The 13,399-nt window shown below is 44.2% G+C and carries 11 protein-coding genes and 1 riboswitch; of the genes, 6 read left to right on the forward strand and 5 right to left on the reverse strand.

The genetic code is table 11. The features are described 5' to 3' along the window. Positions 1 to 176: 176 nt before the first annotated feature. From thiC to argH, 3 genes are all read right to left on the reverse strand, one after another. A complete protein-coding gene (gene thiC / locus FQ082_RS05600; protein ID WP_262498162.1) occupies positions 177 to 2,069 on the reverse strand; it encodes a phosphomethylpyrimidine synthase ThiC in 1,893 nt (630 codons plus the stop codon). A gap of 239 nt (positions 2,070 to 2,308) precedes the next feature. Continuing rightward, positions 2,309 to 2,432: riboswitch (TPP riboswitch) on the reverse strand. Between the two features lie 79 nt (positions 2,433 to 2,511). After that, positions 2,512 to 2,802 (reverse strand): oxidative damage protection protein, encoded by a 291-nt coding sequence (locus tag FQ082_RS05605; protein ID WP_011512469.1) that lies wholly within the window; start codon positions 2,800 to 2,802, stop codon positions 2,512 to 2,514. Between the two features lie 145 nt (positions 2,803 to 2,947). Then, positions 2,948 to 4,321 carry an argininosuccinate lyase gene (gene argH / locus FQ082_RS05610; protein WP_011512470.1) on the reverse strand — a complete coding sequence of 458 codons (1,374 nt, stop codon included), beginning with the start codon at positions 4,319 to 4,321 and terminating at the stop codon, positions 2,948 to 2,950. Between the two features lie 116 nt (positions 4,322 to 4,437). Here argH and FQ082_RS05615 point away from each other — a divergent pair, with 116 nt between their 5' ends. The 6 genes from FQ082_RS05615 to FQ082_RS05640 all read left to right on the forward strand — a co-directional run bounded on the left by FQ082_RS05615 (position 4,438) and on the right by FQ082_RS05640 (position 10,473). Beyond that, a complete protein-coding gene (locus FQ082_RS05615; RefSeq protein WP_149492361.1) occupies positions 4,438 to 5,589 on the forward strand; it encodes a sensor histidine kinase in 1,152 nt (383 codons plus the stop codon). A 195-nt stretch (positions 5,590 to 5,784) separates the two neighbouring features. Continuing rightward, positions 5,785 to 6,522, forward strand: a complete 738-nt coding sequence (locus FQ082_RS05620; protein ID WP_011512472.1) for a LytR/AlgR family response regulator transcription factor — start codon at positions 5,785 to 5,787, stop codon at positions 6,520 to 6,522. Between the two features lie 182 nt (positions 6,523 to 6,704). Continuing rightward, positions 6,705 to 7,742: a hydroxymethylbilane synthase gene (gene hemC, locus FQ082_RS05625; RefSeq protein ID WP_149492362.1), complete on the forward strand. Its 1,038-nt coding sequence runs from the start codon at positions 6,705 to 6,707 to the stop codon at positions 7,740 to 7,742. Between the two features lie 112 nt (positions 7,743 to 7,854). Next, entirely contained in the window at positions 7,855 to 8,832 is a 978-nt protein-coding gene (locus tag FQ082_RS05630; protein WP_149492363.1) for a uroporphyrinogen-III synthase, read from the forward strand. Positions 8,833 to 8,962: 130 nt separating this feature from the next. Then, on the forward strand, positions 8,963 to 9,913 hold the full coding sequence (locus FQ082_RS05635; RefSeq protein ID WP_149492364.1) for a hypothetical protein: 951 nt from the start codon (positions 8,963 to 8,965) through the stop codon (positions 9,911 to 9,913). Between the two features lie 74 nt (positions 9,914 to 9,987). Then, positions 9,988 to 10,473, forward strand: a complete 486-nt coding sequence (locus FQ082_RS05640) for an acyl-CoA thioesterase (RefSeq protein ID WP_149492365.1) — start codon at positions 9,988 to 9,990, stop codon at positions 10,471 to 10,473. A gap of 105 nt (positions 10,474 to 10,578) precedes the next feature. Here the strand turns inward: FQ082_RS05640 and ribBA are convergent, their stop codons facing one another. Further along, positions 10,579 to 11,691, reverse strand: a complete 1,113-nt coding sequence (ribBA, locus tag FQ082_RS05645; protein WP_149492366.1) for a bifunctional 3,4-dihydroxy-2-butanone-4-phosphate synthase/GTP cyclohydrolase II — start codon at positions 11,689 to 11,691, stop codon at positions 10,579 to 10,581. Between the two features lie 312 nt (positions 11,692 to 12,003). Next, complete coding sequence (locus FQ082_RS05650) at positions 12,004 to 13,293, reverse strand: replication-associated recombination protein A (protein ID WP_149492367.1); 1,290 nt, start codon at positions 13,291 to 13,293, stop codon at positions 12,004 to 12,006. Positions 13,294 to 13,399: the final 106 nt, after the last annotated feature.

Genomic DNA, 13,399 nt, shown 5'->3' on the forward strand with positions numbered 1-13,399 from the left:
TTGAATGTTATGTTCAGCAAAAAATAGATTGTTTTTCGTTTTGAAAAGATAGTGTTAACTTTGAATTCAAAACATAAAAACCCCTGTTAAATAAGTATTTTTTACTTAAATAGCAGGGGTTTTCTTTATGTGAAAATAACGTAGTGTTAACTAATCTAAGTGCTGTCTATAAAAATCTACGCTTCTTTGCTTTTTAGTCCTTTGGCATACTCACGGACATTCTGAGTGATTTTCATTGAACAAAACTTTGGACCACACATGGAGCAAAAGTGTGCCGTCTTGTGTGCATCTTTGGGTAAGGTTTCATCATGAAATTCGCGCGCGGTATCAGGATCAAGTGCCAAATTAAACTGATCATCCCAGCGAAACTCAAAACGCGCTTTGGATAACGCGTTGTCACGTGCCTGCGCACCGGGGTGTCCTTTGGCAAGGTCAGCAGCATGAGCAGCAATTTTATAAGTGATGATGCCATCTTTAACGTCCTTTTTATTCGGCAAACCTAAATGCTCTTTTGGGGTCACATAGCAGAGCATCGCAGTGCCAAACCAGCCAATCATTGCCGCACCAATGGCACTGGTAATATGGTCGTAACCGGGTGCGATATCGGTGGTTAAGGGTCCTAGTGTATAAAAGGGCGCATCAGCACAAACTTCAAGCTGCAAATCCATATTTTCTTTAATACGGTTCATTGCCACGTGTCCCGGACCTTCAATCATGACCTGTACGTCATGCTTCCATGCCACTTGCGTCAGCTCGCCAAGGGTACGCAGCTCACCAAACTGCGCTTCATCATTGGCATCTTGCAAGCAGCCCGGACGTAAGCCATCGCCCAAACTAAATGCCACATCATACTGTTTCATAATCTCGCAGATGTCTTCAAAATGGGTATATAAAAAGCTTTCTTTATTATGAAACATGCACCACTGTGCCATGATAGAGCCACCACGCGAGACGATACCGGTTAAGCGTCCGGCAGTTAGCGGAACGTATTCAAGCAATACGCCAGCGTGAATGGTGAAGTAATCAACGCCTTGCTCGGCTTGCTCAATCAAAGTGTCGCGAAATATTTCCCACGTTAAATCTTCGGCTACGCCATCGACTTTTTCTAACGCTTGATAAATCGGCACCGTACCAATCGGTACAGGTGAATTACGAATCAGCCATTCACGGGTTTCATGAATATGGTTACCAGTAGACAGATCCATGATGTTATCCGCACCCCAACGCGTCGCCCATGTCATTTTCGAGACTTCTTCATCGATAGAAGAACCCAGCGCTGAGTTACCGATATTGGCGTTAATTTTTACTAAAAAATTACGCCCGATAATCATAGGTTCAGATTCAGGATGGTTGATATTGTTAGGGATAATAGCGCGACCAGCAGCCACTTCACTGCGTACAAATTCTGGGGTGATAATCGCTGGCGTGTGCGCACCAAAAGTCTCGCCTTCGTGCTGGCGCATATCAGTCAGCTCATGCTGTTTTTGGGTTTCGCGGATAGCTATATATTCCATTTCTGGGGTAATAATGCCACGGCGAGCATAGTGCAATTGAGTAACGTTACCTACTTTCCCATCAACAGCTTTAGCACGGCGAGGCTTGTCAATATGAGCAAAGCGTAAGTTTGCAGTACTGATATCACGTGCGCGCGCCAGACCGTATGAGCTTGATAAACCAGCTAGCTGTTCGGTATCACCGCGCTCATCTATCCAACCTTCGCGTAGTTTTGGCAGACCTTTGGTCAAGTCAATCGTGGCATTGGGGTCGGTATAGACGCCCGAGGTGTCATACACATAAAACGGTGGATTTTGCTCCCACTCGGACTCGGACACGCCTTGGATAGGAGTAGGGTCTAGGGTAATCTCGCGCATCGGCACTTGAATGTCAGGGCGTGAGCCTTCGATATAGACTTTGCGAGAGGCAGGCAAAATGCGATGTAGGTCGCGTGCGTCTTCTTCAAAACGGGCGTCAGTTTCGCTGCGATGGGCGGGAGTTTTTAGTGCGTCTGCTTTGCTTGCTTTTACAGGGGTATGTGTGGTGGCTTGCGAGCCAATATCTGAAATAGTCATATGCTGTCCTAGCGTGTTGGTTTTTGAATAAAATCAACACCGCCAGTATCTGCGGGGCAAGCCTATCCCATATCGATAAATTCAATCACGAAACAATAATGCTATCAAAATTTATTTTGATAGCTTATCTATAAAGGATTGGTGGGCATCATTTTATTTATTGGCATACAGCAATATAAAGCGCTGCTAGATATGAACAATAATAAGAAGGCATTTCTGCGCGCCCTTTATACAGATATAACATAAGCTTAAGACTTCCCTGCGTCGGTACTAACCGCATCAGGTTCGGCGGGTGGTTTCTCAGCGACCATACGTCAACTGCATATCAAGCAGTCAATATATATCGCACCCCGAGTCTGTCAGTGTTGTGAATCTTCTTAATACTATCAAACTTCGACGACAAGTCCTAGTCATTTACCGATTTGTTAGTACCGTTTCAATATTAACTTTCTGGTGTCCATCCCTGAGCACGCTCATAATCTTCATTATCTAAAAATTTATCGCGCTGCTCAGTTAAAAATTGCTTCGCTTTTGGATCCAGCATACTAAGATGGTTTTCGTTAATCAGCATGGTTTGCTGCTCAAGCCACTCTTTCCAAGCCTTTTCAGACACGGTTTCTTGCAGTTCTTGACCTTTTTTATTCGGAAAAGGCGGATGCGGCATTTTTGGTAACTCTTGCTGATATTTGCGGCAAAAAACGGTATTGGCTTGTGGGTTAAAGGTTTCGGTCATGAATGACTCCTGTTTATAATGGTTTTTTTAATGAGGTTAATAACAAATGATATTACCTAATACTGTACCTGATTATGCTCAAAAAAACACCCGCAACAAAGGCGGGTATTTTTAATAATAAAGCGCTAATACTATTAAACAGATATTAAGCGAATAATTCCAATCGAGTACGACCACGGCTGACGGCTTGTTTGACTTGATTCGGCGCAGTACCGCCCAAATGATCACGCGCGGCAAGTGAGCCTTCTAAGGTTAAATACTCAAACACGTCTTCACCAATCGCATCGCTAAACTGCTGGAGTTGCGCAAGAGATAAGTCGCTTAAATCAACGCCCTCAGCAATGCCCAAAGCGACGGCATTACCGACCACTTCATGAGCATCACGGAATGCCACGCCACGGCGCACCAGATAATCCGCTAAATCAGTTGCAGTTGCATAACCTTTCATCGTGGCGGCGCGCATATTTTCTTTATTCGGCGTGATATTTGGTAGCATATCAGCAAATGCTAGTAATGAACCGGTCAAGGTATCAACACAATCAAATAGCGGTTCTTTGTCTTCTTGATTGTCTTTATTATAAGCAAGCGGCTGACTTTTCATGAGGCTAAGTAACGTCATCAATTGACCAAATACCCGTGCGGCTTTACCACGAACCAACTCTGGTACATCAGGGTTTTTCTTTTGCGGCATGATTGATGAGCCGGTACAAAAGCGGTCAGGAATCTGCACAAAGTTAAATTGTGCTGACATCCAAAGAATGATCTCTTCGCTCATGCGTGACATATGCATCATTAAAATAGATGCTGCCGAAGTAAATTCGATGGCAAAATCACGATCTGATACCGCATCAAGCGAGTTTTGGCAAATACCTTCGAAACCTAATAGCTCAGCGGTAATGGTACGGTCAATTGGAAAAGTCGTACCAGCAAGTGCCGCGCTACCAAGCGGCATTTGGTTAATGCGGCGACGGGCATCGACTAGGCGCTCGGTATCACGGTATAGCATCTCAAACCATGCCATGACATGATGACCAAAGCTGACCGGCTGCGCGGTTTGCAAATGGGTGAAGCCTGGCATGATGGTATCAGTATGTTGCTCAGCCAAATCTAGCAAGCCACTTTGCAAGCGCACCAATAGCGCAATGATATTATCAGTCTCTTCGCGTAACCAAAGACGAATATCAGTCGCCACTTGGTCATTACGGCTGCGACCGGTATGCAGCTTTTTGCCTACCGCGCCGACGATATCGGTCAGGCGCGATTCGACGTTCATATGCACGTCCTCTAACGCAATCGACCAATTAAACTCACCGGCTTCGATTTCGCGTAGCACTTGATGCAAACCATCAATGATCGTTGCAACGTCATCAGCTTCCAAGATACCGCATTCTCTGAGCATGGTCGCATGGGCAATTGAGCCTTGAATATCGTGGCGGGCAAAGCGCTGGTCAAAACCAACCGATGCGGTAAAGGCTGCCACAAAGCTGTCAGTCGCTTCACTAAAGCGTCCTCCCCACATCTGCTGACCCTGACTACTAGTAGTAGGGCTGTTCTGTGCGGCAGCGTTTGTTATAGAAGCATCTGTGCTAAACTCAGAAGCAGATGAATTTTTATTTGAATCGGGATTACTAAGGTTTGAAGAATTGGCGTTCATATCAGTCTAAGACAAGTCAAGAGAATAAGAACTCAAGTATAGCAAATGATGAGGTTGCCTTACTAGCGGAGCGCTTAGAGTTTTTTATACCCAAGCTCATGGAAATCATGAAACCTTGGCAATGGCTGCTGGTAATCTTTTTTTGGTCGCTTTTTTTAGCGATTGTCGATCGTCATAGCGTTGTCAATGAAACACAATTTGCCATAAAAATGACGGCAAGATTTATCCAAACCACCTTAACACTACTGCCTTCCTTTTATCTTATTGACTATCTACGTCCTGTTTTTAAACGTATGCGTACACTGAAGGTGAGCTTATATGTTCTGTTCATCATTACTATCAGTGCCATTATCACGTTGATACTGGTTTTGTTATTGATGATCAATACAGGCGCCTTTACCTTTACTCTCACTGCTTTTATTTCAACCGTTATCTTTAACACTTTAATTATTGCAGGATTTACCATTACAGGATTGCTGATCTTTTTACGTCGTTATCGTGAGATGACGGCGTTGAAGCAATCGTTTGAAAAAAAGCTTGCCGCACAAAATGATGTATTAAAAGCGCGTCTGGCACCGCATTTCTTTTTTAATACCATTAATACCTTGATGTCACTGATTGAGACCAATCCTTCTCGCGCTGCTGATTTATTACAACACGTTTCAGTATTATTTCGTGCCAGCTTTAATGGCGCGCGCGAGATCAGTTTTGCAGAAGAGGTGGCACTTTGTGAGCATTATTTGGCCATTGAGGCGATTCGATTGGCAGACAAGTTGGTAGTAAGTTGGCAGCTGCCTGATGAAAATATCATGTATGACATGGTCATTACCGCTTTGAGTTTACAGAGCGTGATTGAAAAAATGCTGCTGAATGTGGTTGAGAGGAGCACTGAAACTGTATATATCGATATTCATGTCACGTGGCTACAGCACCGTGTGGCAATCACCATTAACGTGCAATTACCTAAAAATAGTTTAATGATCCATCATGATTTGCGCCAGCATATGGATTTTCATATTCAAGCGCAGCGCTTACAAGCGTATTTTGGTCAGAGTGCAGATATCCAAAGTAGGGTGACAAGCAAACAGATTATGACGACTATCGATTATCCGCTACAGGACGTTAGTTTATAGCTTTTTTAACCGTGGCATATTTATTGCAGCATTTATAATATGGCACGAATAGTATGGACGGATAATAAGTCTGATTAAGGTAAATCTATTATCAAAAACCATTATTTCCCTATACTAGATGATAGGTTATAAGTGCTAATATATTATTGATATTTTTAAATATATGTTCAAAGTATGCCCTTGAAAGGAGCTTGCATGCGGATCGTAGTTTGTGATGATGAACCATTAGCTCGTGAACGTTTGGTTAGGATTGTTAAAGAGTCAGGTCATGAGGTGGTTGCCCAAGCAAAGACGGGTATCGAAGCCATTAGTGCCGTAAAATCTCAGCAGCCAGACATCATATTGCTAGATATTCGTATGCCTGAGATGGATGGCGTACAGTGTGCGCAAGAGCTTGCTAAGCTGCAACATCCGCCCGCAATCATCTTTGTGACGGCCTATGATCATTATGCCATTGCCGCTCTAAAAGCCAATGCTATTGGTTACTTGCTAAAGCCTGCCAATAAAGATGAGTTGCTCGAAGCCCTAGAAAAAGCCACCAATCTCAATGCTGCGCAGCTCAATGAGATTCGTAAACTTGAAAGTCCAACGTCTCGTCCAGTGCGCGAACATATTGCAGCGCGTACCCATCGCGGTGTTGAGCTGATAAAACTCAAAGATATCTACTATTTTACGGCAGATCAGAAGTACGTCAAAGTACGGCACAAGGATGGCATCGTGCTCATTGATGACACCTTAAAAGAGCTTGAGCAAGAGTTTGAAGACAAGCTGTTCCGGGTACATCGTAACGCTATCATCAATATCAAATATTTAGATTTTTTAGAGACTTTAGATGCCGGCCAATATCAGTTACATTTTAAAGGAATTGATGAGACTTTGGCAGTGAGCCGCCGCCATTTACCAGGGCTGCGCGAAAAGATTCAAAACATCTAAGCATGCCTCACTTTGTCTCCTAAAATAATCACGCCATATCATCAAACCCTTATTTATGCTTAAATAGGGGTATTTTTTTTGCATTATTATCGTTATAAACCATTTTTACGCCCATCTTGGGCGAAAAACTCACATTATCGTCGAGCAATGACCGTTTAGTATTAAAATTATTGAGGCCTTTTATGAGCACCATGCAGCAACCTGCTTTGACTACCTTAAATATCGCTACGCGCCAGAGCCCACTGGCATTATGGCAAGCTGAGCATATTCGTGATCGATTACTAGCTTTGTATCCTGAGATGACAATTAATCTGCTAAAAATTGTCACTAAAGGTGACAAAATTTTGGATACGCCACTGGCTAAAATTGGCGGCAAAGGTTTATTTGTTAAAGAGCTTGAGCAAGCACTGTATGACAAGCAAGCAGATATTGCAGTGCACTCACTCAAAGACGTGCCCATGGATTTACCAGAAGGGTTGACGCTAGGCGTTTATTGCAAACGTGCTTCACCAACCGACGCTTTTGTATCGAATACTTATCATAGTATCGATGAGTTGCCACAAGGGGCGGTAGTCGGTACTGCAAGTTTGCGTCGTCAGTGTCAAATCAAAGCTTATCGTCCCGATTTGCAAATTAAAACCCTCCGCGGCAATGTCGGCACGCGACTAAGCAAGTTAGATGCGGGCGAGTATGATGCGATTATTTTGGCGACTAGTGGTCTACAGCGCATTGAGCTTGATGCACGTATTCGTAGTGAGTTGGATATCAATATTTGCTTGCCAGCGGTTGGGCAAGGCGCGTTAGCAATTGAATGTCGTGAAGATGATGCTGACGTATTAAAATTATTGGCACCACTCAATGACGACAAAGCCCGTATCCGCTTAATCGCTGAGCGCGCATTAAATCGTCATCTGCAGGGCGGTTGCCAAGTACCTATCGCCGCTTATGCTGTATTACAAAAGGCAGATGCATTGGCTGCTGATAATGATAGCAATGATAATGACAATGGTAACAACGATGATGGCGATACCTTATGGCTGCGCGGTCGCGTTGGTCAAGAAGATGGTAGCGAGCTGCTTAAGGTGGACAAGCGCCAGACGTTGATGGGCAGTCAAGCTGAGCAAGAAGCCCAAGCAAACCAGTTGGGTATCGAAGTTGCTGAGATGTTATTACAAGCAGGTGCTGGTGAGATTCTATCAGCGATCTATCATCCTGAGTAATAGCTAGTCTGTATAACACTGGATCACCATTATCAACTCAGTCATAGAGTTATCATGGTTTAGATGACTCTATGATGGTGCTAACTCTATTTGCTTTTTTCACGGTATATTTATGTCTTGGTCATCATCTAAGTCCACGGATTCAAATCAACCAATTAATAGGCCATCACTGCTGCCGCAACTTGTCATCAATACACGCCCAGTCGAGCGTGCCGCACCGCTGACGCGACATTTACAAGCGGCAGGTATGTCGGTTGTTGATATGCCGATGTTGACACTACAACCGCGTTTAGTCACTGATAACGATATGATGCTGATGCGCCAATGGCTAGCAGGCGAGTATCAAGCACTGGTCATCGTGAGCCCGACAGCGGCAGCCTCAGGTTTGGCTATTTGGCAGTTGCTTGAGCGTGAGCACCAAGATAATGGCGCGACTGATAAAGAAGTAGAGGCTATAGAAGGTAGCTCTAATATTTTAGTAGCGCCAAGCCATCTGATTGCGGTTGGTGAAGCGACTGCTGCTGTGTTAAATGAGGCAAAGTTATCAAACGCCAGTTATCAAGTACTGCAGCCTGTTATTGCTAATAACGAAGGTATGCTGGCGATGCCTGAGATTGATAACCTGCAGGCGGGGGATAAGCTACTCGTGTGGCGAGGTCTTGGTGGACGACGATTATTGGTCGATACTTTGCAAGCGCGCGGTGTGCATATCGATAGCATTGCTTGGTACGAGCGCAAAATGCCTGTTGATGCCATGATGCAGTATCAGCAATGGCTACAAGATTTCAATAATCGAAATGCGACCGTTGGCGTAACCGCGTCGCAGCAAGCAAAACCCATTGTCATTGTAAGTAGTGGTACCGCATTTGAGCATTGGGAAAGTATCGTTCAGGCTGCCAAAACATTCGATGTAGCAGCAGAACACCAAGTAATGTCAGTCAATGCGCCACTTAAACTATCAGACTTTGCTTATGTGGTATTGGGTGAGCGCTTAGCCAATATGGTTGCTGAGCAAAATTTAAGTTATTGGCGCGTAGAGGGTTTGGCGCCAGAAACCATTCTCACTGCTATTAAGACAACCAGCTTATAATATTTAACATATAGTAAATTTGAGATAAAAAAGAGACGTTCAGCGTAACGTGCTACTTACTCTAAAATTACTTAAACTACTTGCTCAACTGTTTACGCTTAACCTTATCAATCATGAACGGTGTGGCCTTATGCCAATGAATTCTGAATCGTTATCGAAAGATCCTTCTGCTCTTCAGCAGCGCCGGCAAGCAAATATGTTCTTGTTGCGCTTGCAATGGGTGGTTATTTTATTGTTGATAGGCGTCTTACTGTGGCTATATATCAGTCAGCAGCGTTTTCAGCATACGGTCAATGAGCGCTTGCAAAGTAATGAGCAAGTTGTCAGCCGTTTAAATGAGATGGACGACCGCTTATTTGCCATGAGTCAACAAACGCTGCCAGCGACTAGTGCAGCGGTCAATAGCCAAGCTCAAAACCAGCTGGATTTATTACGTATCCAGATACAAGCTGCTGATAGGTTGCTGGCAGACAGTAATGGCAGTGCGGCGATTGATTTATTGCAAGGTCTACATTGGCAGCTTTCACAGAAAAGTAATGAGATTGCGCCTGCACTAACGGTTGTTATTAAACAAAGCTTGGTTAAAGATATTGAGCGCTTGCAGGCGAGAAGTGCTCAACCAAGCTCTTGGCAGCTGCAAAACCTTGCGATTCAAAATATCCAAGATTTTTTATATCGCCATGAGCGTGCTGCTAATACTGAGCTCAACAGTGCACCACAGAAAAACACAGCGACGAGCCAATTTATTGACAATAGCCTTTTAACGCGTCGGCAGCTGACGATTCATGAAGCCATCATGACCTTAAATCTAGCCAGTCAAGCCAGCAACATGCATGATCGTGATCAGTTAGTCATGTATTTAAATCAAGCACGTAAGCGGCTGCAAACGCTGATGCCTAAACAAGCAGAATCACAGGCTTCTATCGATAACAAGCAACAGTCAGACAAAAATGACTTGCAGACCAAATCCTCTCCTAGAAATATGCCAGAAGTGATCGAAGGTTTGGATAGACTGATTGCGAATGCACCAAAAACATCGCCATTATTAACCTCACAGATTTTAAATAAGCCGCAACGTTAATGCACTACGGATTTATACGATTGTTTTAAAGTGTTATTGTTTTAAAGTATTATAAAAATAAGAGACAGGCAGTTATGGAACTTTTCAATCAAACATCTATCATTGATAATTTGGACCATCATCGTCCTGAAGAGCTAGCGCATTATCCTATTATCCATCAGCAGCCGATTCATTGGGGTGAAATGGATGCCTTTAATCATCTAAATAATGTGGTGTACTATCGCTACGCTGAGTCAGCCCGTATTGGCTATTTGCAGGCGCTGGGCATGTTTGATGGCAATATGGTCACGGTATTGGCACAATCAAGCTGCCAGTATTTGCGCCCAGTGATTTTTCCTGATACCTTGTTATTAGGCGTTCGTTGCCAGCGTTTGGGTACCACCAGCATAGTAATCGAGTACAGCTATTATAGTACGGCACAAGCTGCCATCGTTGCGACCGCTGAGGCAGTGATAGTGCGCTTAGAGAGCAATGGTCAAGACAAAAAGCCATGGACGAATGAGGAGCGTGAACGACTACTAGCTCTAGAAGCAACATTCGGTCATATCCCACAACTCTAAGTATGATGCTTTGTGATTAAGCTTTGAGCAAATAAGAAAAAAGGCGCACCAACCTCAGTTGATGCGCCTTTTTTATTGATCATAAGTTTCTATTAATTAAGCCTATTAATCTTGCTTTGGTGCATGGACAAAATCAACCACGTTCAAATCAAAACCTGATAAGGCATAAAACTTCATCGGTGAGGACAAGAGGTGCATATCACGTACCCCTAAATGACGCAAAATCTGTGCGCCAACACCAATACTGCGATATGGTTGCTGTGTGATGGTAGACAGAGCTTCATTCAATGCCGCCTTGTCCAAGGCATCGCCCAAGTCAGTCGGCTCATGATTGCCAATCCAAACCAAGACACCACGCTCTGATGCACTGATCTCTTCTAATGCTGAGCGTACACTCCAGCCGCTACGACCAGTGGTATCATTTTTGGCAGCAAACAAGTCGCGTAGAGGATGGAAACCATGGACGCGAACAGTGCTAACACCTTGGCTCACATCGCCTTTAACCAAAGCTAAATGGGTTTCAGTCGCACCGAACTCACGGAAACGATGTAAGGTAAAAGTGCCATACTCGGTCTCAAACGGATGCGATGCAATCTCTTCGACGGTTTGCTCATTAGCAATACGGTAGTTAATCAAATCAGCAATCGTACCAATTTTTAAATCATGTTCCTTTGCAAATACTTCAAGATCATCACGGCGTGCCATGGTGCCATCGGCATTGATAATCTCTACAATCACCGCTGCTGGCTCAAGTCCGGCAAGACGTGCCAAATCACAACCTGCTTCGGTATGTCCGGCGCGGTGCAAGACACCACCATTCTGTGCCATGATTGGAAAAATATGCCCAGGCTGAACGATGTCTTCTGGTTTTGCAGAAGAGGAGACAGCTGCTTGAATGGTACGCGCGCGGTCAGCGGCTGAAATACCCGTAGTCACGCCTTCAGCCGCTTCAATAGAAACGGTAAAATTGGTACTAAATTTTGCTTCATTACGGTCAGACATGAGTGGCAGTGCCAACTGCTGGCAACGTGCTTGTGACAAGGTCAAACAAACTAAGCCACGTGCATGAGTAATCATGAAGTTGATATCTTCAGGGCGCACGTGGGTCGCTGCCATGATAATATCGCCTTCGTTTTCGCGGTCTTCATCATCCATCAAGATGACCATTTTACCTGCACGAATGTCTTCGATAATCTCAGGAATCGTATTTAAACTCATAGTAGATCTCAATATTTTATTGTATAAATAGGTGTCAATATGGGATATAAAGCGTTATCTGCCTATTGTAGCAGTAGATGCGACAAAGCGCTGTTGCGGCTAAGCAAAACGCGCTGGATCAAATAGATCAACTGTAGACGTTATCTAATCATTGCTTATACATCATTATGAGGACATTTTAACGCTTTTCATCCCACTGTGCTGCCTCATCTTGAAACTATATAGGCCAGTCTGTCTAAAATCGTGATTAGTATCACTAATGGTAACGACAATTGATAAATCAGCGCATATAATCAGTCGTATTTTGAGTGATTAGTCATTACTGGCCGCTTGGTCTTTCAGCCAATCGATAAACTGCTTGCTATGCTGCTCACGCTGATTGTCCGCAAATTCATAAAAGCGCGTACCGATTAAATTGTCTGGTAAGTAGCTTTGCGCATAATAATGATTGGGATAATCGTGCGGATAAATATAATCTTGTCCATATCCCTGATTGCGCATTAATTTGGTCACGCCATTACGTAGGTGTAGCGGCACAGGTGAGGCGTCTTTTTCTGCCAAGCTCATCGCAGCATTGATAGCGTTGTAAGTACTATTACTCTTGGCACTAGTTGCCAGATAGACCACCACTTGCCCCAAGATAATACGTGATTCTGGCATGCCGATGGATTGGACACTGCGCAATGCCGCATCAGCAAGGAGTAGGGCATTAGGGTTGGCATTACCGATATCTTCACTGGCTAAAATCACCAAACGCCGCGCGATGAAGTCAGCCGGCTCACCGCCCACTAGCATGCGCGCCATCCAATATAGTGCCGCGTCAGGATCTGAGCCGCGCACTGACTTTATCATGGCTGAGACCATATCATAATGCTGCTCACCATCTTTATCATAGCGTACGAGTGCGGTCTGGGCGACACGGGCGACCAGTGCATCATCGATTATGAGCGGTGATTGATTGGTATCAGCCGTCTGAATGGCAAGCTCTAATAAATTAAGGGCTTTTCGTGCATCACCATGTGCCAACTGGCTAATCGTATCTTGCGCCTGCAAATCGACCGATAGGTTTTTCAATATATTATCTTCTAAAAGCGCCCGCTGTAATACCGCACTGATTTGCTCAGGCGTCAATGGCTCTAGGCGATACACTTGGCAACGTGATAACAGCGCATTATTGACACTAAAGGAAGGATTTTCAGTGGTCGCGCCAATCAAGGTAATATCACCAGACTCTACAGCGCCCAGTAATGCATCTTGCTGAGCTTTATTAAAGCGATGAATCTCGTCAATGAATACAACAGGCGACTCAAAGCTGAGCGAATCCTTAGTATCTAATACCTCGCGTAACTGCTTAACCCCAGTATTTAAAGCAGATAGTGCGTGGAAGGTTCGTTCAACGGCATCCGCCAAAAGCATAGCGATGGTTGTTTTGCCAATGCCTGCTTCTCCATGCAAAATAACAGACGGCAGATGTCCTTGCTCTACCAAGCGCCGTAAAGGAGCACCTACTGCTAACAAGTGCTCTTGACCAATAATGGCATCAAGCGTGGTCGGGCGCATACGCTGGGCGAGGGGTGTATCAGCATGAAAATTAGGTGGCATAAAATTCTCTATAGCTTCTGTGATTCAAAGCTTTTTATTGTAAGATTAAACAGTTATCCATAATATACGAACTCAAATTACTGCTTTCCATATTTGTCTTTATAAT

This window comes from Psychrobacter sp. ANT_H56B, assembly GCF_008369245.1.
Lineage (GTDB): Bacteria > Pseudomonadota > Gammaproteobacteria > Pseudomonadales > Moraxellaceae > Psychrobacter > Psychrobacter cryohalolentis.

Coding starts and splice junctions, on each gene's coding strand:
- FQ082_RS05605 (WP_011512469.1), bottom strand. CDS start 2,802: ATGACCGAAACCTTTAACCCACAAGCCAATACCGTTTTTTGCCGCAAA.
- FQ082_RS05620 (WP_011512472.1), top strand. CDS start 5,785: ATGCGGATCGTAGTTTGTGATGATGAACCATTAGCTCGTGAACGTTTG.
- FQ082_RS05640 (WP_149492365.1), top strand. CDS start 9,988: ATGGAACTTTTCAATCAAACATCTATCATTGATAATTTGGACCATCAT.
- FQ082_RS05630 (WP_149492363.1), top strand. CDS start 7,855: ATGTCTTGGTCATCATCTAAGTCCACGGATTCAAATCAACCAATTAAT.
- FQ082_RS05650 (WP_149492367.1), bottom strand. CDS start 13,293: ATGCCACCTAATTTTCATGCTGATACACCCCTCGCCCAGCGTATGCGC.
- hemC (WP_149492362.1), top strand. CDS start 6,705: ATGAGCACCATGCAGCAACCTGCTTTGACTACCTTAAATATCGCTACG.
- ribBA (WP_149492366.1), bottom strand. CDS start 11,691: ATGAGTTTAAATACGATTCCTGAGATTATCGAAGACATTCGTGCAGGT.
- FQ082_RS05635 (WP_149492364.1), top strand. CDS start 8,963: ATGCCAATGAATTCTGAATCGTTATCGAAAGATCCTTCTGCTCTTCAG.
- thiC (WP_262498162.1), bottom strand. CDS start 2,069: ATGACTATTTCAGATATTGGCTCGCAAGCCACCACACATACCCCTGTA.
- argH (WP_011512470.1), bottom strand. CDS start 4,321: ATGTGGGGAGGACGCTTTAGTGAAGCGACTGACAGCTTTGTGGCAGCC.